Source organism: Ensifer sp. LBL, assembly GCF_050435225.1.
Classification (GTDB): Bacteria; Pseudomonadota; Alphaproteobacteria; order Rhizobiales; family Rhizobiaceae; genus Ensifer.
On the sequence record NZ_JBNDJY010000008.1, the window covers coordinates 151332 to 176806 of the forward strand.

18 protein-coding genes are annotated in these 25475 nt (G+C 63.7%); 3 read left to right on the plus strand and 15 right to left on the minus strand.

What is annotated here, in order from left to right; all coding sequences use genetic code 11:
• Positions 1-40: 40 nt before the first annotated feature.
• From OKW20_RS27845 to OKW20_RS27910, 14 genes are all read right to left on the minus strand, one after another.
• Entirely contained in the window at positions 41-1498 is a 1458-nt protein-coding gene (locus OKW20_RS27845) for an extracellular solute-binding protein (protein WP_429177409.1), read from the minus strand.
• Between the two features lie 40 nt (positions 1499-1538).
• A complete protein-coding gene (locus OKW20_RS27850) occupies positions 1539-2567 on the minus strand; it encodes a carbohydrate ABC transporter permease (protein ID WP_429177411.1) in 1029 nt (342 codons plus the stop codon).
• Complete coding sequence (locus tag OKW20_RS27855; RefSeq protein ID WP_429177413.1) at positions 2564-3439, minus strand: carbohydrate ABC transporter permease; 876 nt, start codon at positions 3437-3439, stop codon at positions 2564-2566. Before OKW20_RS27855 ends, OKW20_RS27850 begins: the two co-directional genes overlap by 4 nt.
• Positions 3436-4368 carry a ribokinase gene (gene rbsK / locus OKW20_RS27860; RefSeq protein WP_429177415.1) on the minus strand — a complete coding sequence of 311 codons (933 nt, stop codon included), beginning with the start codon at positions 4366-4368 and terminating at the stop codon, positions 3436-3438. Before rbsK ends, OKW20_RS27855 begins: the two co-directional genes overlap by 4 nt.
• 101 nt (positions 4369-4469) lie before the next feature.
• A complete protein-coding gene (locus tag OKW20_RS27865) occupies positions 4470-4922 on the minus strand; it encodes an RbsD/FucU family protein (protein ID WP_429177417.1) in 453 nt (150 codons plus the stop codon).
• Positions 4923-5058: 136 nt separating this feature from the next.
• Positions 5059-7443: an aldehyde dehydrogenase family protein gene (locus OKW20_RS27870; RefSeq protein WP_429177419.1), complete on the minus strand. Its 2385-nt coding sequence runs from the start codon at positions 7441-7443 to the stop codon at positions 5059-5061.
• Between the two features lie 5 nt (positions 7444-7448).
• A complete protein-coding gene (gene deoC, locus OKW20_RS27875; RefSeq protein WP_043613541.1) occupies positions 7449-8462 on the minus strand; it encodes a deoxyribose-phosphate aldolase in 1014 nt (337 codons plus the stop codon).
• Positions 8463-8635: 173 nt separating this feature from the next.
• The gene (locus OKW20_RS27880) at positions 8636-9367 is read right to left on the minus strand and encodes a DeoR family transcriptional regulator (protein ID WP_429177421.1); all 732 of its coding nucleotides are present in this window, start codon (positions 9365-9367) and stop codon (positions 8636-8638) included.
• Between the two features lie 229 nt (positions 9368-9596).
• Positions 9597-11399, minus strand: coding sequence for an aminopeptidase P family protein (locus tag OKW20_RS27885; protein WP_429177422.1), 1803 nt, complete (start codon positions 11397-11399; stop codon positions 9597-9599).
• Positions 11400-11423: 24 nt separating this feature from the next.
• Positions 11424-12431: an ABC transporter ATP-binding protein gene (locus OKW20_RS27890; RefSeq protein WP_371258845.1), complete on the minus strand. Its 1008-nt coding sequence runs from the start codon at positions 12429-12431 to the stop codon at positions 11424-11426.
• 2 nt (positions 12432-12433) lie between these two features.
• On the minus strand, positions 12434-13447 hold the full coding sequence (locus OKW20_RS27895) for an ABC transporter ATP-binding protein (protein ID WP_043613545.1): 1014 nt from the start codon (positions 13445-13447) through the stop codon (positions 12434-12436).
• Position 13448: 1 nt separating this feature from the next.
• Complete coding sequence (locus tag OKW20_RS27900) at positions 13449-14318, minus strand: ABC transporter permease (protein WP_429177424.1); 870 nt, start codon at positions 14316-14318, stop codon at positions 13449-13451.
• Positions 14315-15256 (minus strand): ABC transporter permease, encoded by a 942-nt coding sequence (locus OKW20_RS27905; protein WP_429177426.1) that lies wholly within the window; start codon positions 15254-15256, stop codon positions 14315-14317. The genes OKW20_RS27900 and OKW20_RS27905 overlap by 4 nt, the downstream gene beginning before the upstream one ends.
• Positions 15257-15319: 63 nt before the next feature.
• Positions 15320-16897, minus strand: a complete 1578-nt coding sequence (locus OKW20_RS27910; RefSeq protein ID WP_429177428.1) for an ABC transporter substrate-binding protein — start codon at positions 16895-16897, stop codon at positions 15320-15322.
• Positions 16898-17123: 226 nt separating this feature from the next.
• Between OKW20_RS27910 and OKW20_RS27915 the strand changes: the two genes are divergently transcribed.
• Positions 17124-17744 carry a helix-turn-helix domain-containing protein gene (locus tag OKW20_RS27915; RefSeq protein ID WP_429177430.1) on the plus strand — a complete coding sequence of 207 codons (621 nt, stop codon included), beginning with the start codon at positions 17124-17126 and terminating at the stop codon, positions 17742-17744.
• A 70-nt stretch (positions 17745-17814) separates the two neighbouring features.
• Here OKW20_RS27915 and OKW20_RS27920 read toward each other — a convergent pair whose 3' ends face one another.
• Positions 17815-18846 carry a trans-3-hydroxy-L-proline dehydratase gene (locus OKW20_RS27920; protein ID WP_429177433.1) on the minus strand — a complete coding sequence of 344 codons (1032 nt, stop codon included), beginning with the start codon at positions 18844-18846 and terminating at the stop codon, positions 17815-17817.
• Positions 18847-19136: 290 nt separating this feature from the next.
• On the opposite strand from OKW20_RS27920, the gene OKW20_RS27925 reads away from it, so the two are divergent.
• Positions 19137-19802 carry a GntR family transcriptional regulator gene (locus OKW20_RS27925; protein ID WP_052201650.1) on the plus strand — a complete coding sequence of 222 codons (666 nt, stop codon included), beginning with the start codon at positions 19137-19139 and terminating at the stop codon, positions 19800-19802.
• 217 nt (positions 19803-20019) lie between these two features.
• The gene (locus OKW20_RS27930) at positions 20020-25470 is read left to right on the plus strand and encodes an MG2 domain-containing protein (protein WP_429177632.1); all 5451 of its coding nucleotides are present in this window, start codon (positions 20020-20022) and stop codon (positions 25468-25470) included.
• Positions 25471-25475: the final 5 nt, after the last annotated feature.

The window sequence follows — 25475 nt, forward strand, 5'->3', positions numbered from 1 at the left end:
TGGCGCCCGCCCCGATCATCTCGGGGCGGGCATGGTCTCGTTACTGCTTCGGCAGGCCCATCGAGGCGCGATAGGCGGCGAGCTGCTTGTCGCGGCCGAACTCGTCGGTCAGCTTGTTCCACTGCTCGGCGACGCTATCGAGCGCCTGCTGCGGCGTCACTTCACCGGCAAGCGCCTTGGAGAGCTCAATCTCCAGCACTTCCGTGTAGGAGAAGTAGCCGGGAAGGCGCATGTCGAGCGCGATGTTCTTGGCCGTCACCGCGTCCTTCTGGGCGCCCAGATATTCCTTCGCTTCGCGCTCGGAGAAGATCTTCGACCAGAGATCGAGGTTGGTCGTGTGCGAGATGCGATAGGGATTGACCCCGGTGCCGCCGGTGATCGCCGCCTGTCCGGAGATGGCAGGGCTCGTCAGGTACTGGATGTAGTTCCAGGCCGCTTCCTGCTTGGTCGAGGTCGCGGGCACCGCCGCCTGCCAGCCGCCGAAGGCCATGAAGGAGGTCTGGACGACGTGGTCGAACTTGTCCCACTTCTTGGTCTTGTAGTTCCAGATCTCGTCCGATCCGGGCAGCGACGCCGAGCCGACGTTGCCGGCCACCTTCGACTGCTTCGGGTCGGCGCCGATGACGCCGGTGTCGCCCCAGCCGATCGATTCCGCCACCTGGCCGCCGGCAAAGGCGGCGTTCACTTCGCCGAAGGAGAAGTTCAGCGCATTCGGCGGCGCGAGCTTGGAGGCGCGGATATATTCCTCAAGACCGCGAACCCAGCCGGGATTGTTGACCTGAGCGTCCATCGTCTCCGGATTGAAGAACATGGCGCCCGGATTGTCCGGATGGCTGGTGTAGCCGGCGACATGGCTGAACAGGAACCAGAACTGCTGGCCGCCGCGGCGGAAGGCCTCGGCCGTACCCCAGAGGTTGTTGGCCGGCTGATTGAAGTATTCGGCGATGTCGAGATACTGCTTCCAGGTCTTCGGTGGCGCCAGGTCGTAGCCGTACTTTTCCTTGAAGGCCTTCTGGTTGTCGGCATTTTCGAAGAGGTCGATGCGGTAGCTATAGGTATGGGCGTCGCCGTCCATCGTCTGCGACAGCACCTTGCCGTTCCAGACCATCAGCTGTTCGCGGTAGACAGGGGCGATATCGTCCCAGTCTGCGCCCTTCTGCATATCGGCCGGCATTTCCGACAGGAAGTCGGTAAAGTCGGGCGCCCAGGCAGGCGCGAAGGCGATCACGTCGAAAGCGTCTTCGCCCGAGGTGAGCGACGTCACGATTTTCGGATAAAGTTCCGACCACGGGAACTCGACGACCTTGACCTTGCCGCAGGTCTTTTCTTCCCAGCCCTTGGCCGCAAGCTGCAGCGCCGAGGCGATGTAGGGACCGGTCTGGGTGGTGGCTGTCAGTTCGACGCCGGTGTAATCCGGATCGCAGGCGGCAAGCGCCGTTCCCGCGCTCCCCGTCGCGAGTGCGGCAAGCGATGCAGAAGCCAGTAGCAATTTCCTCATTCTATCCTCCTGTTGAATGAATACATGCCAAAGCGGTTGATTATTTGATCGCTCCCAGAAGCAGGCCGGAGCGCATGAGCCGGCTCAAAAGCCCAGCCATGACCATCATCGGGATGATGGCAACGAGGGCGGCAGCGGAAATCGCCCACCATTCGTCACCACGTTGGCTGTTCTGGCCGGCAACGAGAATGGGCAGCGTCTGCCACTTGGAATTGGTCAGGAACAGCGCGAACAGGAACTCGTTCCACACGAACGCAAGCGTGATCATGAAGGTGGCGATCAGCCCCGGCTTCGACATCGGCAGCACGATGCCGAAGAAGATGCGCCAGGACGGCACGTTGTCGACCATGGCCGCCTCCTCGACCTCGACCGGCAGCGCCTCGAAGAAATCGCGCATCAGCCAGATGACGATCGGCAGCGAGAAGGCAATGTAGGCGAAGGTCAGGCCGATGTAGCTGTCGACCAGCTTGAAGCCGAGTTTGCCCATCTCCGTGTACATCAGGTAGAGGGCGAAGGCGGCGACGATCGGCGGGAACATGCGCTGGCTGACGAACCAGAAGACGATGTCGTTGTTGCCGAGCTCGGGTCCTGGAAGCCGGAATCGGCTGGAAATGACCGCAAGCGCAAGGGCTGCGACGAAGGAATAGACCAGCGAGATGCCTTGGCCATAGCCAAGCACATGACGGCCGACAAGGAAGCCGCCAAAGGCGATGACGACAAAGATCAGCGCTGAGAGCAGCCGGAAGCGGAAGGTGAAGCGCACCAGCGCATAGGCCGCCATTGCGCCGATGAAGGTCGCTGCGATCGAGGCCGAAAGGCCGATGATCGTCGATGCCAGGAAGGTGTTGAAAAACTGACCGCGCTGGCCCGACAGAAGCTCGCTCCAGGCCGTCAGGCTCGGCTCGAAATCGACGAAGGGCAGATAGGTCGGCCCGCCGACGACGGCGATCGGCGTCTTGAACGAGGTGATGAGCACCCAGTAGAGCGGGAAGAAAGTGATGGCGAGCCAGATAAGGCAGCCGCCGAGCGCCAGCCAGCGCCGTTTCCCTTTGAGAGTCCGCACGCTCATTTGTGCTTCTCCAGATAGGGCTTGAGGATGGCGAGATAGACGAGGCCGATCACGGTGATGACGATCAGGAACAGGAAGGAAAGGGCCGAGGTGTAGCCGAGGTTGAACTTCTTGAAGCCTTCCTGATAGGCAAACAGCGTCAGCGTCTCGGTCGATATGCCTGGCCCGCCGCCGGTCATGACGAAGACGGTATCGATGATCTTGTAGCTCTCGATCAGCCGGATGAAGACGACGGCAACCGAGATCGGCAGCAGCATCGGAAACGTGATGTCGCGGAACTGCTGCCACGGCGTGGCGTTCTCGAGTGCCGCCGCCTCGTAGACATCGTCGGGCAGCGTCTGCAGCCCGGCGAGCAGCATCAGGATGACGAAGGGTGTCCATTGCCAGACTTCGACAGCGATGATCGAGCCGAGCGCCCAACTGGTCTGGGTGAGAAAGGGCAGATTGGGGAAGCCGATTGCCGTCATCAGCTCGTTGAGCGGGCCCATCGTCGGGTTCAGCACCTGGCGGGCAATCAGCGCAACGGCGACCGGCGCCACCAACATCGGCAGCAGGAAGCTGACGCGGAAGATGCCCTCGCCCGGCATCTTTGAGTTCAGTGCCAGCGCCACCGAAAGACCGATCACATATTGCAGCCCGACCGAGATGAAGGCGATCAGCGTCGTCGTGCCCGCCACATGCCAGAAGCGCGGGTTCTGCAAGAGGTCGATGTAGTTGCCGAAGCCGACGAAACGGGCCGGTGTCGGCGGCACCAGCCGCATGCTCATAAAGCTTGTCGTCAACGAATAGACGAGCGGAAAGATCGAGATCATCAAGACGATGATCAGGGCCGGCCAGATGAAGAAGTGCTTGATCGGGTCGTTGCGCGTCATGCGGCCGGACCTCTGGCAAGCAGCGCCTCAATCTCTGCCAGCCTCGGCATGGCAGGCGCCGTGCCGCGACGGGTCACGGCGATGCCGGCCGTGGCGCAGCCGAATCGGACCGCGTCGACCGGAGCAAGGTCACGCGCCAGTGCAGCGGAGAAGCCGCCGACAAACGCATCCCCTGCCCCGGTCGTATCGATCACCGGTCCGCTGGCGATCGCCGGAACGAGCACCGACTGCTCGTGGTTGTGATAGAGCACGCCGCGTTCGCCGAGCGTGATCAGCGCCGTCTTCGCACCCTTCTTCAGGATCGCGTCACCGGCACGCCGAATGTCGTCCTCGGAAGAAAGCGCAAAGCCGACGATGGCTGCGGCTTCCGTCTCGTTTGGCACGAGGTAATCGCAGAGCGGATAGAACGCATCAGGGAAAGCTTCGGCCGGTGCCGGGTTGAAGACGGTGGTGACGCCGGCAGCATGCGCAATCTCGAGCGCGCGCTGCGCGGCGGCAACCGGCTGTTCGAGCTGGGTCACGAAGATGCGCGAGCCCTCGATCGTCTCACGCGCAGCCTCGACATCGTCGATACCGATCGAGCCGGCAGCACCGGGATAGACGATGATGGCGTTTTCGCCGTTCTGGTCGTTGACATAGATGAAGGCAGCACCCGTCGGCAGGTCGTCCATCTCGACGATCTTCGGCGTCACGCCGGCTTCCGCATAGGTGCGCAGCGCCATCTCGCCGAAGGTGTCGCGACCGAGCTTGGAGATGAAGGAGACGGGACTTCCCGCCCGAGCGCAGGCAACCGCCTGGTTCGAGCCCTTTCCGCCCGGCCCGACGGAAAAGCCGCTGCCGGTAATCGTTTCGCCGACGACAGGCATGCGCCGCGCCAGATAGGCCGTGTCGGCCACGAAGATACCCAGGATCGAAACACCAACCTTCATTCAAGCCTCCCCCTGCAACCGCACCGGTGTGAAACGGTGTGCCCAGGCAATCTCTCGCGATTTCAATCATTTGTTCGAACGCTGCGTTGCGCAGCGGATCGTCAGGTCTTCGGCGGAATGACGCCCTTGGTGAAGAGGAAGCAGCCGTAGAAGCGCGTCTCGCCCGTGGTGATGACGCAATAGGCTTTCTTCGCTTCCTCGTAGAACTTGAAGCGCTCGATGCCGTACATCGGAGCCGACTTGCCCTCGGCGCGGTCGATCGCCGCCTGCACTTCCTGCTGCACCGGCAGGACATCGTCCGGCGCACCCATCACCTCCATGCGGCCGGCGGAGGGCTGCAAAGGTGTGTCGAGCGGCAGCACGGAAAGCACCGCCTCGACGGCACGCGCGGCCGACACGTTGTCGATGCGCAGCAGCGTGCCGAGCGTGGTCTTGCGGGCAATGGCGTCGGACGGGAAATTGGTGTCGGAGATGACCAGCGTGTCGCCGTGTCCCATGGACCTCAGCGCGTGCAGCACATCGGCATTCAGCGCCGGATCGATATTCTTCAGCATGCAGTCCTCCTCCTGGCGCGCTCCGGTTTCCGTGGCGCGCAATGCATTCCCCCTTACAGGCGAATGCGTCTCCCTAACTGTTCACGTTCCTCCACCGCGCGGACCGGCTCCCCCCGCCCCGCGCGTGGTGGGTCCCCTACTCGCCGTAGGGGATCCAGATGTTCTTGACGTCCGTCGCGCGGCGCAGATAGGCCGGGCCTTCCGCCGCCTCGCGGTCGAGCCAGTTCGTTGCCTTGCCGTAGTCGACGAAGGTGCGCTTCAGGTTGCCGACCGAAAGCTTCTCGACAAGGGTCGAGAGTTCCGCCGAGCCGAAAGCCCAGAGCGCATCCACGTCGTTGTGGCTTGCGAGCGTCTTGGCCAGTTCGATCGTCGAACCGGTGACGATGTTGACGACACCGGCCGGAACGTCGGATGTTTCCAGAACCGTATAGAAATCGGTTGCTGCCAGCGGATGCTGTTCGCTCGGCACGACGACGACGCGGTTGCCGGTGGCGATCAGCGGCGCGACGAGACTGATCATGCCGAGCAGCGGCGCTTCCGGCGGGCAGACGACGCCGACGACGCCGATCGCCTCGGGGATCGCAAGTGCGACGCCGCGAAGCGGCGGCTGGTGGATCGCCCCCTCATACTTGTCGGCCCAGGCACCATAGGTGAAGAGCCGCGCGATCGAGGCTTCGACCTCTGCCTTGGCGTTCGTTGAGGACGCACCGGTCATGTCGGCAAGGCGATCGGCGAATTCGCCTGCGCGGCCGCTCAGGTTTTCAGCGATGTAATAGAGGATCTGCGCGCGGTTGTGCGTCGTTGCCGAGGACCAGGCGGATGCGGCTTGCGCTGCGACGACCGCGTTGCGGATGTCCTTGCGGTTGCCCTCGCCGACCTCGCCAAGCACCTTGCCCTTCGGCGAAAGCACGTTGCGGTTATAGTTGCCGTCCGGGCGTGCCTGCTTGCCGCCGATGAAGAGCTTGGCGGTGCGGTCGACGTCAGGCATGGCGAAATCGCCGGCGACGGGCTTCAGCACCGGTTCGGCGACGGCGGGACGCAGCTTGCGACCGAGCCATGCCTTCGGTTTCAGATATTCGTAGCAGCCCTCACGACCGCCCTCGCGGCCGAAGCCGGATTCGCGCTTGCCGCCGAAACCGGCAGAAGCATCGAAGAGGTTGGTGGCATTGACCCAGACGACGCCGGCGGCGAGCTTGGCCGCGACATGCAGAGCCAGACCGATGGTCTCGCTCCAGACGCTGGCGGCAAGGCCGTAGCGCGTGTGGTTGGCAAGCTGGATCGCCTCTTCCGGGGTGCGGAAAGTCATGGAGACGGCGACGGGGCCGAAGATCTCTTCGGTCGCAACGATCGAGGTCGGCTGCACACCGGTCAGAAGCGTCGGCGGATAGAAACTTCCGCCCTTCGGCAGGTCGATGTCAGGCTGATGCAGGGCTGCCCCTTCGGCGACACCCTTGGCGACAAGGTCTTCGATCCGCTGCAACTGCACCGGCGCAACGATCGCTGCCATGTCGATCGCCTTGTCGAGCGGATGGCCGACGCGCAGCGTCTGCATGCGGCGCTTCAGCCGCTCGTAAAAGAGCGGCGTCACGCCTTCCTGCACGAGGATGCGCGAGCCGGCGCAGCAGACCTGGCCTTGGTTGAACCAGATGGCATCAACCACGCCTTCGACCGCGCCATCGATATCGGCGTCGTCAAAGACGATGAACGGCGACTTGCCGCCGAGTTCGAGCGTCAGCGACTTGCCGGTGCCGGCAGTGCGCTCGCGGATGAGGCGGCCGACCTCCGTCGAGCCGGTAAAGGCGATCTTGTCGATGTCCGAGTGCTCGACGATCAGTGCGCCGGTTTCACCTTCGCCGGTGACGACATTGAGCACGCCGGCCGGAAGGCCCGCAGCAGCGGCGAGTTCAGCAAAGAGCAACGCCGTCAGCGGCGTAAATTCCGCTGGTTTCAGGATCACGGTGTTGCCGAGCGCTAGCGCGGGTGCAACCTTCCAAGCGAGCATCAGGAACGGGAAGTTCCACGGGATGACCTGGCCGACGACGCCGACCGGCACCTGATCGGCAAACTCGGTTTCCTGCAGCTGCGCCCAGCCGGCGTGGTGATAGAAATGGCGGGCCGCGAGCGGTACGTCGATGTCGCGGGTCTCGCGGATCGGCTTGCCGTTGTCGATCGCCTCGACCACGGCGATCAGGCGCGCATGGCGCTGGATCATGCGGGCGAGGGCATAGAGATGACGGGCGCGGGCATGGCCCGGCAGCTTCGCCCAGGCGCCTTGCGCCTTGCGGGCCGCGGCGACCGCATCGTCGACATCCTTGGCACCGCCGAGCGCGACCTTGGCGAGCAGCTTGCCGGTTGCCGGTTCGTTGGTCTCGAAGGTTTTGCCGGATGCGGAAGCAACGAAGGCGCCATTGATGAAGTGGCCGAACTCGCCCTTATGGCGCGCCAGCCACTGGCGGGCTTCGGTGTCGGCCTCGGGTGCTGGACCATAGGACATTTCGTCAAAATACCTTGCGACAGTCATCGGGATCATCCAATCGGGTGACGGTTGAGGGCCGAGTAGGCGCCGGTAACGTGATGTTCGAGCTGACGCTCGATATCGGCAAGCAGGCTCGATGCGCCGATGCGGAAGAGATCCGGCTCAAGCCATTCACGGCCAAGCTCGTCCTTCATCAGGAACTGGTAGTTCAGGATGTCCTTGGCGGCAGAAATGCCGCCGGCCGGTTTGTAGCCCACCTTGAGGCCGGTCTGCTCCTGATAAGCCCTAATCATGCGCAGCATGATAAGCGTTACCAGCAGCGTCGCATTGACGCCTTCTTTGCCGGTCGAGGTCTTGATGAAATCGGCACCGGCCATCATGCAGACGAGCGAAGCGCGCGCGACGTTGCGCAGCGTCTTCAGGTCGCCGGTCGCAAGGATCGCCTTCACATGGGCGTCGCCGCAGGCGGCACGGAAGTCGCGCATCTCGTCGTAGAGCGCCTGCCAGTTGCCGGTCAGCACATGCTCGCGGGTAATGACGATGTCGATTTCCTTGGCGCCATCGGCAACGGAAGCCTCGATCTCGCGCAACTTGACGTCATGCGGGATAAGACCGGCCGGGAAGCCGGTGGAGACGGCAGCAACGGGGATACCGGACCCTTCGAGCGCTTCGACGGCGGTAGAGACGAAGCGATGATAGACGCAGACAGCGCCGGTCGTGATGCCGCGACCGCCCATGCCGAGCGCATCGAGCAAATCCTGGCGCACCGGCTGGCGCGCCTTGGCGCAGAGGCGCTTGACGCGCTCCGTCGTATCGTCGCCATTGAGCGTCGTGAGGTCGATGCAGGTGACGGCCTTCAAGAGCCAGGCAGCCTGCGCGTCCTTCTTCACCGTGCGACGGCCGGGCAGCGTCGCAACGCGACGCTCGGCAGCCGAGAGATTGACGCGCTGGTCCAGCACCCAGCCAAGATCGAGATCGATGCCATTGTTGCGCGGCCAGTTATGGCCTGCCGCCGGCGAATGCGCGGCCTTCGGCGCGCCAGTCTTCACAGCAAGGTCTTCCAAGCGATGGCTCCTTGAACTCCCTGTCACGACCAGCCGCACTCGAGCACAGCCGCCGAGAACTCATTTTTGTTATTTTTCTATCGAATTTTTGTGACTATTCCATCAAGAACAGAGCGTGTCAAGCGAGACACTGCCGTTTTGACGATTTCGTAATATTTTTGCGGATGCCGCCTTCACAGGCTCGGCAGCTGCGTTTCGCCTTCTTCGGTGATGATAGAGCGAAAAACGCCGATTGGCGCGAAAAAAGCCGGCTTCAGCTTGCCGATCTTGCTGAGGTCGACGACCAGATGGCTCTCGCGCGCCAGCGAGATGACCTTCTGCTTCACCGACACCTCGTGGAAGTGCACGCAGGTCGCGCCACGCGCCGGATCGACGCCGGCGGCCGACAGGAAGGCGACGTTGATGCCGAGCGAATCGAGCGTCTCTAGACCCGAGTTACCGGAGAAGGACGCCGACGAGGGATGATAGACGCCACCAAGCATGACGATCCGGACATTCGGCTTATGGGTCAGCTTCTCCGCGACGTTCAGAGAGTAACATACTGCCGTTATTGAATAATTTTCAGGAATGAGATCGACGAGATATTCGAGCGTGGTGCCGCAATCGATGAAGATCGTCTCGTCCGGGCGGATGTGGCGCGCCGCGTGGACGCAGGCCTCGCGCTTGGCGGCTGCATGGCTGTCGGCCTCGCGTGCCAGCTCATAAGGCGCGTCGCCTTCGATCTCGGACGCCGGGACGATATGTCCGCCGAGAAAGGCGAACTGGCCGGGATTGTCGGCAACGTCGCGACGGATCGTCATTTCCGAGACGCCAAGCAGGGCCGCGGCATCGCGCAAGTGCAGGACTCTCCGTCCTGAAAGGGCATCGGCGAGTTGGATGATGCGGGCTGTCTTGCGGCTGACCATGATTTCTTCCGTGTCCGACGTGTTCTGCAGCCGTCCATGGCGCGAACAGGTTTTGTGAAAAATATCACAAAATCTCTCTCCCAAGCAAGAGGAGTCACATTGATTGAAAGCGACCTCTGTGCCGATCACGGCCGGGGAGCCGATCACCAAAAATGGTAACGGCGGACCAACCGGCCCGCCGCTCCACAATCGTCATATCAATCCGCGAGAAGAAGCGGACGAGACGCTATCACGCGCCGATCGGCGCCGTCCGGTCGGAAAGCCAGCCCAGCGTCTCCGGCTCAAGCAAGCCGTCCAGTTCCTGCGCGACGCGACGATGATAGGCGTCGATCCACGACCGCTCTGCCGTCGTCAGCAGACCGAGATCGGCGAGCCGCAGGTCGATCGGCACCAGCGTCAGGCTGCGGAAGCTCAGGAACCCGTCGCCGTCGTCCACCACCTCAACCTGGTTCTCGATGCGGATGCCAAAGGCGCCGGCCTTGTAGTAGCCCGGCTCGATCGTCGTCACCATGCCCGGCTTCAGCTCGATCTCGTTGACGCGCCGATCGAAGCGTTGCGGCTGTTCGTGGACCGAGAGAAAATGACCGACCCCATGGCCGGTGCCGTGGTCATAATCGAGACCAAGATCCCAGAGCGGGCGGCGGGCAAAGGCGTCGAGCTGGTGGCCGAAGCTTCCCCTGGGGAATTTCAGCGATGCCATGGAGATCAGTCCCTTGAGGACGGCTGTATAGGCCCGGCGGATCTCGTCGCTGACCGGGCCGATCGCCGTGGTGCGCGTGGCGTCGGTGGTGCCGGTCAGATACTGCCCGCCGGAATCGAGCAGGTAGACACCGTCCCTGCGGATCAGCCCGTTGCTCGCCTCGGTGGCAGCATAGTGGCACATGGCCGCGTGGCCGCCGGCCGCCGAAATCGATCGGAAGCTCGGCTCGATGAAACTTTCGGCCATCTGGCGATAGGCGAGGATACGCTCTTCCGCTTCCAGTTCGGTTACCGGTTTGCCGCTCGCCTCCCGTTCGGCGGCGTGCCGCTCGAGCCAGGCAAAGAAGCGAACCCAGGCGGCGCCGTCCAGACGGTGACAAGCCCGGAAGCCCGCAAGCTCGGTCGCGTTCTTGTGCATCTTGGCGAGCGTGATCGGGCTTTTCGCGAGCTGCACGGTGCCGCCCGCAGCGCGCGTGGCGTGGGCCGTTGCCGACGGGGCGAAGCCGGGATCGATCAACGCGGTGCGGCCCGCCGCCATCGCCTTGACGCGGTCAAGCAGTTGGCCAGGCTCGGCAATCCCGACGTCGTCAAGCTCGAAGTCCGAGAGAGCGTTCGGGAGCTTTCGATGATCGACCAGCCATTCCGTTTGCCCGGCGCGGTCGAAGATCAGGAAGGACTGCGGCATCGGGTTGAAGGCGACGTCGCGACCACGGACATTGAGGAACCAGGCGATATTGTCCGGCTGCGCCTCGATCAGGAGGTCGGCGCCCTGCTCCGCCAGCAGGGCGGCGATGCGGCGCTTCTTCTCGGCAACGCTCTCGCCGGCATTGGCGACCGGAAAGGCGGTGATCTTGCCGAGTGGCTTTTCCGGTTGGTCCGTCCATACCGCATCGACGAGATCCCCATCGACAGGCATCCAGACGCCGCCGGCCAGTTCGACCGAACGGCTGCAATCGGCATCCCAGGTGGACGGCAAAAGCATGGCGTTGAAGCCGACACGTTCGCCCTTGCGCAGATTGTTCTTCAGCCAATCCTTGAGCGGAGCGTCATAGAAGTGCTCGATCGTGAAGGTACCGAGATCCACTTCGTCGCGCACCTGCACCTGGTAGCGGCCATCGACGAAGATCGCTGCGCGGTCGCGCATGACGATCGCCACACCGGCTGAACCGGTGAACCCGGAGACGAAAGCCAGGCGATGGTCGTGCGGCGCGCAATACTCGCCCTGATGTTCGTCGAAGCGCGGCACGACGTAGCCGTCGAGCCCGGTTTCCGTAAGCTTGCGGCGCAGCGCGCCGATGCGGCCGGAGATATCCGGCCTTGCTCTCGTATCCATGATGTCTTTCCTATCAAGTGAGTTTCAGGCGTCGCCGATCGTTTCGGCGAAATGGCAGGCGGTCATGCCCGATCCGACCGGACGTAGCGCCGGCTTTTCGCGGCGGCAAAGTTCGGCGGCGTGCGGGCAGCGCACATGAAACGGGCAGCCGGGTGGGATGGCGAGCGGGCTCGGCAGTTCGCCCGACAGTGCCGGCGCACGACGCCTGGCGCCCGGATCGAGCGACGGTGCAGCCGCAAGCAGACCCTTGGAATAGGGATGCATCGGTTTCGAAAACAGCGCCTCCGATGGGCCGATCTCGACGATCGCGCCGAGATAGATGACGGCGACGCGATGCGAGACATGGCGCACGAGGCGAAGGTCGTGCGCGACGAACAACACCGTCAGGCCGAGCTCGTCCTGAAGCTCGATCAGCAGATTGACGACCTGAGCCTGGACAGAAACGTCGAGCGCCGAGACCAATTCGTCCGCGACGAGACAGGTCGGCTCCAGCGACAGCGCCCGCGCAATGCCGATGCGCTGCCGCTGGCCGCCGGAGAATTCATGCGGGAACTTGTCCGCGGCTCCATCGGGCAGCCGCACCAGATCCAACAGCTCGTCCACCCTTCGGTCGATCGCCGCACCCTCGCGCATGCGGTGCACCGTGATCGCCTCTCGCAGCGTATCGCGCACGGTCATGCGCGGATTGAGCGAGGTATAGGGGTCCTGGAACATCATCTGGACGCGCCGGTTATAGGCGCGCCGTCGTGCCCCCTTGAGGCCGACGACGCTCTCGCCCTCGAACAGGATATCGCCGGATGTCGGCCGGTGCAGGCCGGCGATCAGGCGCGCGAGTGTCGACTTGCCGCAGCCGGACTCGCCGACGATCCCGAGCGTCTCGCCGGGCATCACGTCGAGATCGATGCCGTTAACCGCCGAGACGACCTGCTGCGGACGGCGGGCGAGCGTGTCGGACAGTGATCGCCGTTTCTCGAACTGGATCGACAGCGCACGGAGCGAGAGCAAGGGAGTGGCGCTGGTTGACATGGGCATAGTCATTGCGCCGCCTCCCGCGGTCCGAAATGCGCTTGGGCATCCTCAAGATGATGGCAGGCAACGAGCCGCGACGAGCCGATCGCTTCGAGCGACGGGCGACGATCGGGACATTCGCGCCCGGCGACCGGACAGCGGGCGCTGAAGGCGCAACCCGATGGAAGCGCGTTCAGTGCCGGCGGCGCACCGGGGATCGAATAGAGCGGTGTTCGCGGCGCAACGTCGCGCGGGATCGAGCGTAGCAAGCCCAGGGAATAGGGGTGGCGCGCGTCGGCGATCACATCCGTCGTCGTGCCGACTTCGCAAAGCCTGCCGCCATACATGACCGCGACGCGATCACAGGTTTCGGCGACGACGCCCATGTCATGGGTGACGAGAATGACCGCCATGCCGAGATCGCGGCTCAGCGACTGGATGAGGCGCAGGATCTGGTCCTGGATGGTGACGTCGAGCGCCGTCGTCGGCTCGTCTGCCAACAGCAGCTTTGGGTTGGAGGCGAGCGCAATCGCAATCATCACCCGCTGGCGCATGCCGCCGGAGAACTCGTGCGGGAAATCGTCGAGACGATTGCGCGCACCGGGAATGCCGACGAGATCGAGCAATTCGATCGCGCGCGCCTTGCGCGCCCTCGCATCGAGATCCGTATGGGCCACGAGGTTTTCCTGGATTTGCAGGCCGACGGTGAGCAGCGGATTGAGCGACGACATCGGCTCCTGAAAGATCATCGCGATCTCGCGGCCCCGGATGCGCCGGAGACACGTCTCGTCGAGCGGAACGAGATCGCGGCCATTCCAGAGGATTTCACCCGAGACACGCCCGCGCGGGCGGATGATGCCGAGGATCGAGCGCAGCGTGATGCTCTTGCCCGAGCCGGATTCACCGACCAGCCCAAGAATTTCCCCCTGCCCCACCTGGAACGACACATCGTCCACTGCCACCAGCGGCCGCTCGCGCGCGCCGAACTCGGTGCGAAGGTGCCTGACGTCGAGTACGAGGGGCTTTTCTGTGGTTCCCATCTCAGCGCCCCTTCGGTCGAAGCAGATCGGCCAGCGCGTCGCCGACGAGGCTGAAGCCGAGCCCGGTCAGAACGATGGCAATGCCCGGCATCAGGCTCATCCACCAGGCCGTCATCAGGAAGTTGCGGCCCTCGGCGATCAGGACACCCCATTCGGCGGCCGGCGGCTGCGCGCCGAGGCCGAGATAGCCGAGCGACGAGCCGAGCAGGATCGCGAGCGCCATGTCGGTCATCCAGTAGACGAGGATCGGCGAGATCGCGTTCGGCAGAAGATGGCGGAAGATGATGCGGCGATCAGAATAGCCGAGCACCCGGCCGGCGGCCGCATAGTCGTTGGCCTTCTGCGCCATGATTTCGGCGCGCGTCAGCCGTGCGTAATAGACCCAGTTCACCGCGGTGATCGCCACATACATGTTGACGAGACCGGGGCCGAGGACCGCGACGATCGCGATCACCAGCACCAGGAACGGAAAGGTGATGATCGCGTCGACGCAACGGCCGAAGATCATGTCGGCAATGCCGCCGTAATAGCCGACGAAGGCGCCGACGGTGAGCCCGATCAAAAGCGCAAAGATGGTCGCGAAAAAGGCCATCTGCATATCGACCCGATAGGCCCAGATGACGCGCGAAAGCACGTCTCGGCCGAAATTGTCGGTGCCGAAGGGATGCGCAAGGCTTGGCCCCTGCTGGATCGCCTGCAGATCGAAGGCGAGCGGATCATAGGGCGCAAAGAGCTGAGGAAACAGCGCAAAGGCCAGCGACAGGCCGAGAATGGCGATGCCGATCACGAAGGACGGGCGGGCGAAGGCGCGCGCCAGAAAGGCGGCCAGCCGTCCCTGCGTCCGCGGATGGGTTTGGGTCAGGACCGTCATGATTGGCGAAGCCTCGGATCGAGCCAGGATTGCACGACATCCGTCAAAAGGAAGACGACGGAGACGAGCACGGCAAAGGTGAGCGTAAGGCCCTGGATCAGCGGATAGTCGCGGGCAAAGATCGCCTCCAGCATCAGCCGCCCGACACCGGGAATGGCAAAGACCGTCTCGGTCACCAGCGTGCCGCTCATCAGGTTGCCGATCGAAAGGCCGAGCAGCGTCACCGTCGAGACCAGCGCATTGCGCAACACATGCCGGGTCATGATGATGCGCGGCGACAGGCCCTTCGCACGGGCGAACTGCACGTATTCCGCGTCGAGCACCTCGATCAGAGAGGCCCGGAGATTGCGCAGGATGATCGCCGAGGTATAGAGCGCGACGCTGAGTGCGGGCAGGATCAGGTGGTAGAGGTTTGCAAGAAAGGTCCTGCCGTAGCCGCCGACCGGAAACCAGCGCAGCTGCGCCGCAAGCACCGTCAAAAGCAAAAGCCCGATATAGAAGACCGGCATGGACAGGCCAACCTGGAAGACGCCACGGATGGCGACATCGACCGGACTGTTGACGCGCGATGCCGCGAGAAAGGCCAGCGGTCCCGCGAGAAAGACCGCGAGCACGACCGAATAGAGCGCCAGGAATATCGTCGTCGGCAACCGGCTCAGAATGACCTCGGTCACCGGCGCCTTCAGCATGATCGAGCGGCCGAGATCGCCGGTCAGCGTGTTCTTGACGAAGACGAGGAACTGCATCGGCAGCGGCTGGTCGAGACCGAGATTGTGCCGGATCTGTTCAAGCTGGGCATCGGTCGCCTTGGCCTCGGCCATGGCGATCGCCGGGTCACCCGGCAGCATGCGCACGAGCAGGAAGATGAAGATCATTACCAACAGGAACGTCGGGATGATCTGCAGCAGCCGTGCCACGAGATAGGAAAGTGAGGGCATGGTTCCAACCTTCAACGGAAAACCGGGCGGCTTGCCGCCCGGCTCTTGCAGATCGTTCCGCTATCAATCGGCGCGCCAGGCTTCGGAGAAGTCGTTGGCGCCGAGCGGCGTCTGGGCGTAGCCTTCGATCGACTTCGACACGGCGACGGCAAAGGGCGTTTCGAACAGGAAGAGCAACGGCGCTTCCGCCGCGTAGATTTCCTGCATGCGCTTGTATTCGTCCTTGCGCTTGGCCGGATCGGTCTCGACGTTGGAGGCCTCGAACAGCGTGTTGAATTCCTGGTTGTTCCAGCCGGTGCCGACGGCCTGGCGCTGCTTGTAGTAGCCGAGCCAGCCGGTCACCTGTGCGGGGTCGTTGACGTCGTTCGCCCAGCCGTAGGTGTGGATATCGAAGTCGCCGGACCGGTTCTTCTCGCCGCGGGTCGGGTTGTCGACCTGCTCGACCTTGAGGTTGACGCCGAGCGGCGCCCACATCTGCTGAAGTGCTGTAAACAGCGTCGCATCGTCGGCGCTGCCTGCAAGCGTGGTGAGCTTCACCTCGAAGCCGCCGCTGAGACCGGCTTCCGCCAGCAGCTGCTTGGCCTTTTCCGGATCATAGGGATAGAGCGGCTCGGGGCCATAATGAAGCTGCGTCGCTGCCGACATCAGCGAGGTCATCGGCTTGCCGGTATCGAAGGTCACGAGCTTGATCAGCACGCTCTTGTCGGTCGCATAGTTCAGCGCCTGGCGCACCTTGACGTCGGCAAGCGGGTTCTTCGCTCCGTCCTTCTTCGCCTCGCGCGTATTGATCGGCGCATACACGATGCGGGTCGAGGGGAAGAGCTCCATCTTCAGGTTCGGATCGGCGCCGAGTTCGCCGACGCGGGCAAACGGAATGAACTCGGCGGCGTCGACCTCGCCGGCCTGCAGCTTGAGGATGCGGGTCGCATCGTCGGGAATGACGAGGAATTCCACCCGGTCGAGATAGGGCAGCGGCTTGCCGTCTTCGCCCTGGCGCCAGTAGTTCGGGTTGCGCTCGAAGCTCATGCTCGAGCCCTGCACGTGGCTTTTCATGACGAAAGGCCCCGAAGTGACTGGACCGGCCGAGAAGAAGGCGCGCGCCTTTTCCTGATCCGTGGCACCTGCCGCCTTTTCGAAGGCTGCCTTCGGCATGATGCCGGTGTTGAAGGTTGCGAGGATCGAGATGATCGTCGGGTCGGGGTTCTTCAGCGACACGGTGATCTTGCTGCCATCGGCCGTGACCTTGTCGACCGCGCCGAGCAACCCGGCCCAGGGGCCGAGTTCGGCATTGCGCGCCCGGTCGAGCGAGAAGACGACGTCCGTGCCGGTCAGGTCTGAGCCGTCGGAGAACTTGAGCGCGTTTCTGAGAGTAAGGGTGATGGTCTTGCCGTCGGCCGAAACCTCGTGAGCTTCGGCGAGACCCGGCACGATCGAACCGTCAGGCCCGTTGCGCAGCAGCGTCTCGTAGAGACCGTTCACCATCCAGAGATCGGGATTGCGGTCGGCGTAAACGGGATCGATGACGGTCGAGTCGTCGTAGCGCGCAAAGGTCATTGCGCCGCCGCGCTCGATCGCAAAGGCCGAGGTGGCCGCAAGCAGACCCAGCGTCGTGCCGAGCAGAATAGGCAATATACGTTTCATCTCACTCCTCCTTTTGACCGCAGCCGTCATCGATCGTGTGCCAAACACGTTTATTGGATATTGGATCCAATTTTTCTTAGTGTTTTTTGCCGCCGACGGATTGCCGCGAAGACGTTCTTGTAGTTCCCCTTTTCAAGAAGGCGGCACGCGATCTGATCGGCTTGCCGAACCAACTTTAGCTGGACTAAAGTACATCGATAGACGTGAGTCAAGCGGAAAGAAAGTCATGCCCCTGAAGATCGAAGAGGCGCCCGAAGCCCATGAAGGCGCCTCCCTCCCCGCAGCCTCGACACCCGCCTCGCTCGGGCAAATGCTCAGAGCCCGCCGCAAGGAAATCGGCAAGACCATGAAGGACGTGGCGCGCGAGGCCGGGCTGACGGAGGGCTTCATCAGCCAGATCGAGCGCGGCATTTCCACCCCGTCGCTGATCTCGCTTTACAACGTCGCCAACGCGCTCGGCACCAGCGTCGATACCTTCCTGTCGCAGCCGCCGCAGCATTCGCATTCGATGGTCTCGCATGCCGGCGAACGCCCCGGATACAATGTCGAGACCAAGGAGCGTGTCTACGAACTGATCGAGCGCGGCTTTCCGGGCGCTGCCCTCAATGGCTGTATCACCCATATGCCGCCCGGTTACGCGTCGGAACTGACCAGCCACGAGGGCGAGGATTTCCTCTACCTGATCGAGGGCGAGATGCTCTACCAGATCGACGGCAAGGACTATCTCTTAAAGGCTGGCGACACACTGCACTTCCCCGCCTCGCTGCCCCACCGTGCCCGCAATGTCGGCGCGGGACCAGCCCGCGAACTCTGGGTCGGCACCACCCGGATCATCAAGGAAGACTGAACCGCCGGAACTATCCAAAGGACAGGGCCGAAAGGTACGGGCCGCACAAGGCGGCCCGTAAGGTCAGGCCTTACTGCTTGCGCGGCCAGGTGTCGGCAAGGCGGTAGCCGGCCGGCCACGGATCGGCCGGATCGAGCATCACCTGATGGGTGCCGGTGATCCAGGCGCGACCGGAGATTTCGGGCACGATCGCCGGGCGGCCGCCGACGGTGGTTTCGCCGGCGATGCGGCAATTGAACGTCGAATCGATGATCGAGTGGCCGTCGAAACGCTGGCCGACCTTCATCACGCCGCGGGCATGCAGCACCGCCATGCGCGCAGAGCAACCGGTTCCGGTCGGCGAACGATCGAGCTTGGCCGGCTGGATGACGACGGTGTTTCGGCCATGCAGGACGCCGTCTTTCTCCTCGACCGGCAGCGTCAGCTGGCAGAAGGAGATGTGGTTCCATTCCGGGTTTTCCGGATGAGTAAAACCGAGCTGCTCGTTGGCCGCGCGGGTGATCTTGATACCGGTTTCCGCAAGTTCGCGGGCCTCGTCTGGCGTCACGGAAAACCCGAGCGCTCGCGCGTCGGTGATGACGAAGCTGTCGCCGCCATAGGCAGTATCGACCGTCAACGTCCCCAGGCCCTCGACCTCGAGCTTGGCGTCCAGTTTGTCGGCAAAGGAGGGAACGTTGGTGACGGTGATGCGTTCGGCCTTGCCGTTGCGGCATTGGGCGACGACGTTGACTAGACCGCCCGGCGCTTCCAGCACCATGCGCGTTTCCGGCTCCTGCATCGGCACGATGCCGCTGTCGAGCAGGACGGTCGAAACGCAGATGGAGTTGGACCCCGACATCGGCGGCGTATCTTCGGGCTCCATGATGATGAAGCCCATCGTCGCGCGCGGGTCTTTCGGCGGCACAAGCAGGTTGATGTGGCGGAAGACGCCGCCGCGCGGCTCGTTGAGCACGAAATTGCGCAGCGTCTGATCCTCGGCAATGAAGCGGCGCTGTTCCCAGAGCGTGTTTCCGGGCGGCGGCGCGACGCCGCCGACGATGACGTCGCCGACTTCCCCCTCCGCGTGGCAGGAAACGATGTGAACGACCTTGTTGCTGCGCATGCCCTTTCTCCTTCCGTGCTGGTGGACGGGCGCCACCCGGGCGCACCATGCTTTCGCACCGGCTACGCTCCGCTCTTCGCCGGAGATGATAGCGCGTCCGCGCCCGCCCGGCGAAAACAGTCATAGAAAAATTGGATCCAATATACAATCTGAAATATTCGAATTTGCTGCGAGAACCGAACCCATCTGTTGCCCGGCGCCTGAATTGGACCTATGACCATTGGCCAAGCGCGCGAAAACGCTTCCGAATTCGCCAGGCCGCAAGGTTTGGCCAGCAGGGTTTGAACAGGATGAAACTCGACGCCGTCGATGTCAGGCAAGCCGCCTCAGCGGCCGATATCGTCTATGAGGCCTTGCGCAAGGCGATCATCGAAGGCGACCTCGCCGAGGGCGAAAATTTGCGGCAGGACCACATCGCCCAGATGTTCAACACCAGCCGCATTCCGGTGCGCGAGGCGCTCTCGCGGCTGGAGCAGCATGGGCTGATCACCACGGAGCGCTACAAGGGCGCCGTCGTCGCCGGCCTCTCGATCGAGGAAATCGAGGAGATCTTCGAGTTCCGCGCGCTCATCGAGGCGGAGGTCATTCGGCTTGCGATACCCAATCTCGATCGCCGCACACTCGACCTTGCACGTCAGCATTGCGAGGAGTTCGAGCGGGAGGAAAATTCCGACCGTTGGGGCGAAATCAACCGCAATTTCCACTACAGCCTCTACGAGGCAGCCCGTCGCCCCTATTACCTGCAGATTGTCCGCGCCTCGCTCGATCGCATCGACCGTTACCTGCGGGCGCAGCTGACGCTGACCTCGGGCGTTGCGCGCGCCCGCCGCGAACACAAGGCGATCCTCGATGCCTGCATTGCGCGCGACGCGGAGCGAGCCAGCGCCTTGACGCGTGACCATATCCTCGACGCCGGTCGCTCGCTGACCGTCTTCCTCAGAGACCAACGAGGCTAGCGGCGCGGTTTTCCCGCGGCTTTGGCCGACCGTCATAATACTTTGATTTACATATCGTTTTATCGTGTTTCATTCCGGATCGATGCTCGATCCTTCACAGCAGTGCTCCCGCTGAAATTGCGCCGCACGTCGACTGCTCTTCGGTTGACAAGCGGGGCGGAAGCCTGAAAAGTGAAGCCTCTATCGAGACCGGCAGCGTTGGGAGGACTTGATGTCTGTGCGCGCGTTTTTCGGCCTTTCCACCCTTTTCCTGTCGCTTGTGACCGCCGGCGTCCCCGCCGTTGCCCAGGAGAGTGGACGGCAGATCGAGATCACCAAGGACGGCGACTATTTCGGTTTCGACCTCAGGACCGAACAGAACGTCTCGCTCGACGAATGCCAGCAGACATGCATCGCGGACCGGTCCTGCCGCGCGTTCACCTACAATCCCAAGGTGAAGTGGTGCTTCCTCAAGTCCGATTATAACCAGCTCAACACTTTCCCCGGTGCCATCGCCGGCAAGGTCGTGCAGCCGCAGGCCGCACAAGCCGATATCGGCGCACCGCCGCGCCTGAATTTCCTGTCGGATCAGCTGCTGCAGGACGCCCGCAACACCAAGGCCAATCTGGCGCTCGCCGACGATCAGCAAGGCATGGGCGTCAATACGCTCATCGACATGGCGCGCGGCCAGGCCGGCATGGGCAATATCGAAAATGCGCTGAAGGCCTTCCAGGGCGCGCTGGCGATCAATCCGGATGACGGCGAACTCTGGCTGGAGGCGGCGCGCACCGCGAACCGCATCACCAACAATTCAAGCGTATCGATCCAGGCGGCCATCGCCGCGATCAACGGCTATGAACTCACCCGCACCACCGAGAGCCGGGCACATGCACTCGCCGTCATGGCGAAATCGCTGGAAGGCGCCGAGAATTTCCGCGCCGCCTTGAACGCCTACAGGGCGAGCCTGGAACTCGTGAAGGCAAAATCGGTTGAGGCGGCCTATCTCGACCTTAAGCAGCGCAAGGGCTTCCGCGTCGTCGAACATACGATCGATTCCGACGCCGCGACGCCGCGCGCCTGCGTGCAGTTCTCCGAGCAGCTTCTAAAGAGCGGCGCCGACTATGCCTCCTTCGTCACCGTCAATGGTGCTGCGCCAAAGGCGCTTGAGGCCAAGGGCGACCAGATCTGCGTCGAGGGGCTTTCGCATGGTGAACGCTACAAGCTGACCGTTCGCAGCGGCCTGCCTTCCACCGTCGACGAAGTGCTCGAAGCGCCCGTGACCCTCGACATCTATGTCGCTGACCGTGCGCAGATGGTGCGCTTCACCGGCGACAGCTTCGTGCTGCCGTCGACCGCGCGCCGCGGCATCCCGCTCGTCTCTGTCAACACCGACAGCGCCAAGCTGAAACTCTACCGCGTCGGCGACCGCAGCATCGCCCAGGTGCTGCAGAGCTCGCAGTTCCTGACGCAGCTCGATGGCTACAGCGCCCAGCGTATTGAGGATGAGATCGGCGAACTCGTCTGGCAGGGCTCGATCGATATTGAGCGTGACGTCAACAAGGAGGTTGTCACCAGCTTCCCGGTCGACGAGGCGCTGCCCCAGCGCAAGCCCGGCGTCTATGTGCTCACCGCCGCGCCGACAACCGGCGTCAACCAGGAATGGGACGCGCGCGCGACACAGTGGTTCGTCGTTTCCGATATCGGCCTCTCCACCTATGCCGGCACCGACGGGTTGAACGTCTTCGTGCGCTCGCTTGCCACAGCCGAGCCGATCGAAGGTGTCGAACTGCAGCTCGTCGCCAAGAACAACGAGATCCTCGGCACGGCCGTGAGCGATGACGACGGCCGTGTCACCTTCACCGCCGGCCTGATCCGTGGCACGGCCGGCCTGACGCCTGCGGTGATCACGGCCAAGAAGGGCGAAGACGATTACGTCTTCCTCGACATGAGCCGCGCCGGCTTCGACCTTTCCGACCGCGGCGTCACCGGACGCGCGGCTCCGGGCGCCATCGACATTCTCGCCTGGACCGAGCGCGGCATCTATCGCGCCGGCGAAACCGTGCATGCGGCAGCGCTTGCCCGTGACGTCGACGGCATGGCGATCGAAAACCTGCCGCTCACCTTCGTCTTCCTCCGCCCGGATGGTGTCGAATACCGCCGCATGACCAGCGCCGGCGGCAAGCTCGGAGGCCATACGCTCGACCTCGACACCCAAGCAAACGCCATGCGCGGCACCTGGACGATGCAGATCTTCACCGATCCGAAGTCGCCTGCGATCGGCGAGAAGCAGTTCCTCGTGGATGACTTCGTGCCGGATCGCACCGAATTCGATCTGACCAGCGACGCCAAGGAAATCGCTGTCGGCGAGACGGCGAGTGTGGCGGTCGACGGGCGCTATCTCTATGGCGCGCCGGCTGCCGGGCTCGAACTTGAAGGCGAAGTGACGATCAAGCCGACGCGCGAGAATGCCGCCTTCAAAGGCTACTCCTTCGGCCTTGCGGACGAAGAGGCAAGTGAAGACACGCGCCTGCCGCTCGAAGAGCTTTCGTCGCTCGACGAGGAAGGCAAATCCAGCTTCGACGTCCTCATCGACGAAGTGCCCTCAACCACGCAGCTGCTTAATGCCACCGTGACCGTTCGCATGCGCGAAGCCGGTGGCCGCGCCGTCGAGCGCTCGCTGAAACTGCCGGTGCGCGCCGAAGGCCCGATGCTCGGCATCAAGCCGGAATTCGAAGGCGAACTGGCTGAGAACTCGGTCGGCAAGTTCCGCGTCATCGCCGTCGATCCGGCCGGGGCCAAGCTCGCCATGCCCGGGGTCCTCTGGAAGCTGATCAGCGTCGAGCGGAACTATCACTGGTACCGCGACGGCAGCGCCTGGAAATACGAACCCGTCGTCACCACCAAGCAGGTGGCCAACGGCAGCGTCGACCTGACGGAAGACGGCGGCGACATCTCCGTGCCCGTCGGCTGGGGGCGGTATCGCCTGGAAGTAGAGACGGCCGCGGTCGATGGTCCGACCTCGAGCCTCGAATTCGACGCCGGCTGGTACGTTGCCGCCACCTCGACGGAAACCCCTGATGGTCTGGAAATCGCGCTCGACAAGGAGAAATACGCGGTCGGCGACACGGCCAAGCTCAAGGTCTCGCCGCGTTTTGCCGGCGAGCTGCTGGTGACCGTCGGTACCGAGAACCTGATCACGACGCAGACGGCATCGATTGCCGCGGAAGGCGGCGAAGTCGAGCTGCCGGTCACCGACGCCTGGGGCGCCGGGGCCTATGTCACGGCCACGCTCTATCGCCCGGGCGACGCCCAGGAAAGCCGCATGCCGATGCGCGCCATCGGCATCAAGTGGCTTTCGGTCGACCCGGCCGAGCGCGCACTTGCCGTCACGCTCGCAGCGCCCGAGAAGATGGAGCCGCGCCAGCCGCTCGATATCAGCCTTCAGGTCGCCGGTGCCGGCGCCAATGAAGAAGCCTATGTGACGATCGCCGCCGTCGATGTCGGCATTCTCAACCTCACCCGCTACGAGCCGCCGAACCCCGAAGCCTGGTATTTCGGCCAGCGCCAACTCGGCCTTGAAATCCGCGACCTCTACGGTCGCCTGATCGACGGCTCGCTTGGCGCGACCGGAAAACTGCGCACCGGCGGCGATGGCGGCCAGGTGGCACTTCAGGGCAGCCCGCCCACCGAAAAGCTGGTCGCCTTCTTCGAAGGGCCGGTGCAGCTCGATGGCGACGGCAAGGCAACGGTCAGCTTCGACATCCCGCAGTTCAACGGAACGGCGCGGCTGATGGCCGTCGCCTGGACGAAATCCGGTGTCGGCCACGCCACGCGCGACGTGGTGATCCGCGACCCGGTTGTCGTCACCGCCAGCCTGCCGCGGTTCCTGGCACCCGGAGACCGGTCGGACCTCAGGCTCGATATCGCCAACACCGACGCGCCGGCCGGCGACTACCAGATCCATGTGACGACCAGTGGCCAGGCGACCGTCGAGCAACCGGGCACGGGCAGCACGGTCACCCTGGACCAGGGCGGCCGCTCCTCCATTACCTTGCCGGTGGTCGGGCAATATCCCGGCAACGGCGTGGTCACGGTGGCGCTGACCGGCGCCAACGGCCTTTCGCTCGAGCAGTCGCTCGACTTGCTCGTGCGTCCGGCAACCCTGCCGGTGACTGAGCGGCGGGTGGTGTCGATCGCGCCCGACAGCAGCCTGACGGTCGATGGGCAGTTGCTCGCCGACAGCATCCTGCAGGGCGCCTCGGTCAACCTCAGCGTCACCCGCTCCGCCGCCTTCGACATGCCGGCGCTGCTGATGACGCTCGACCGCTATCCCTACGGCTGCACGGAGCAGACGACCAGCCGCGCGCTGCCGCTGCTCTACCTGAGCGAGCTTGCCAAGCAATCCGGCCTTGCCGACGACGAGGGCCTGACCAAGCGGGTGCAGGAGGCGATCTACCGTGTCCTCTCCAACCAGTCCTCGTCGGGCAGCTTCGGCCTCTGGGGGCCGGGCTACGGCGACCTGTGGCTCGACGCCTATGTCACCGACTTCCTGACCCGGGCTCGCGAGCAGAAATACGACGTGCCGGAGGCCGCGATGGTTCAGGCGCTCGAAAATCTGCAGAACGGCGTCAGCTACGACACCAATGCCAAGGATCGCGGCAACGAGATCGCCTATGCGCTCTACGTGCTTGCCCGCAATCGCAAGGCGGCGATCAACGATCTGCGCTATTACGCCAACACGCTGATCAACGACTTCCCGACGCCGCTCGCCAAGGCCCATATCGCCGCAGCGCTTTCGCTGTATGGCGATGCTCAAGGGGCGCAGGACACGTTTGCAAATGCGGCGAACATGTCGACGGGTCTCGTCAATGTCAGCCTGTCGCGCTCCGATTACGGCTCGTCGCTGCGTGACGGCGCGGCGGTGCTGGCGCTTGCGGCCGAAAGCCGACCGGTCCCGCCGATCGTTCCGGAGCTGTCGAAAATGGTCGCCCGCGAATGGGAACAGAAAACCTATACCAGCACCCAGGAACAGGCCTGGATGCTGCTTGCCGCCCGCGCCATCCAGAATGGCGACGAGGACATGGCGCTCGACGTCAACGGCGCATCGAAGACCGGCAGCTATGCCGCTCAGATGACGGGCGACGCGCTCATCACCCATCCGGTGGTGATCCGCAACCAGGGCGCCGATCCGGTTTCCGCCGTGGTCACCACGGTCGCCGCCCCTGCCCAGCCGCTTTCGGCCGGCGGTGACGGCTTCACCATCGAGCGCACCTACTACACGCTCGACGGTGCCGAGGCGAACGTCATGGAGGCGCGGCAGAACGAACGCTACGTCGTCGTGCTGAAGGTTACGGAAGCCAACGATTGGCCGTCGCGCGTGCTGGTTACCGACCTTCTGCCGGCCGGTTTCCAGATCGACAATCCGAGCCTCGTCGACAGCGCCCAGCTCAGCAATTTCGAGTGGCTCGGTGAAATCACCGCGACCCACACGGAGTTCCGCAACGACCGCTTCGTCGCAGCACTCGACCGCAGCATCGGATCCGGCCGCGAAGTTACGCTCGCCTATGTCGTGCGTGCGGTAACGCCGGGCACCTACGATCATCCGGCCGCAACCGTCGAGGACATGTACCGGCCGCAGCTTTCGGCCCGCACGGCAACCGGGCGGATGGAGGTGCTGGCGGCGCAATAGGCAAG

Bases quoted from the DNA above. Each gene is read 5' to 3' on its own strand.
- OKW20_RS27885 (WP_429177422.1), bottom strand. From the start codon at position 11,399: ATGGATACGAGAGCAAGGCCGGATATCTCCGGCCGCATCGGCGCGCTG.
- OKW20_RS27890 (WP_371258845.1), bottom strand. From the start codon at position 12,431: ATGCCCATGTCAACCAGCGCCACTCCCTTGCTCTCGCTCCGTGCGCTG.
- OKW20_RS27870 (WP_429177419.1), bottom strand. From the start codon at position 7,443: ATGACTGTCGCAAGGTATTTTGACGAAATGTCCTATGGTCCAGCACCC.
- OKW20_RS27845 (WP_429177409.1), bottom strand. From the start codon at position 1,498: ATGAGGAAATTGCTACTGGCTTCTGCATCGCTTGCCGCACTCGCGACG.
- OKW20_RS27880 (WP_429177421.1), bottom strand. From the start codon at position 9,367: ATGGTCAGCCGCAAGACAGCCCGCATCATCCAACTCGCCGATGCCCTT.
- OKW20_RS27895 (WP_043613545.1), bottom strand. From the start codon at position 13,447: ATGGGAACCACAGAAAAGCCCCTCGTACTCGACGTCAGGCACCTTCGC.
- OKW20_RS27865 (WP_429177417.1), bottom strand. From the start codon at position 4,922: ATGCTGAAGAATATCGATCCGGCGCTGAATGCCGATGTGCTGCACGCG.
- OKW20_RS27920 (WP_429177433.1), bottom strand. From the start codon at position 18,846: ATGCGCAGCAACAAGGTCGTTCACATCGTTTCCTGCCACGCGGAGGGG.
- OKW20_RS27900 (WP_429177424.1), bottom strand. From the start codon at position 14,318: ATGACGGTCCTGACCCAAACCCATCCGCGGACGCAGGGACGGCTGGCC.
- OKW20_RS27910 (WP_429177428.1), bottom strand. From the start codon at position 16,897: ATGAAACGTATATTGCCTATTCTGCTCGGCACGACGCTGGGTCTGCTT.
- rbsK (WP_429177415.1), bottom strand. From the start codon at position 4,368: ATGAAGGTTGGTGTTTCGATCCTGGGTATCTTCGTGGCCGACACGGCC.
- OKW20_RS27915 (WP_429177430.1), top strand. From the start codon at position 17,124: ATGCCCCTGAAGATCGAAGAGGCGCCCGAAGCCCATGAAGGCGCCTCC.
- OKW20_RS27850 (WP_429177411.1), bottom strand. From the start codon at position 2,567: ATGAGCGTGCGGACTCTCAAAGGGAAACGGCGCTGGCTGGCGCTCGGC.
- OKW20_RS27855 (WP_429177413.1), bottom strand. From the start codon at position 3,439: ATGACGCGCAACGACCCGATCAAGCACTTCTTCATCTGGCCGGCCCTG.
- OKW20_RS27925 (WP_052201650.1), top strand. From the start codon at position 19,137: ATGAAACTCGACGCCGTCGATGTCAGGCAAGCCGCCTCAGCGGCCGAT.
- OKW20_RS27905 (WP_429177426.1), bottom strand. From the start codon at position 15,256: ATGCCCTCACTTTCCTATCTCGTGGCACGGCTGCTGCAGATCATCCCG.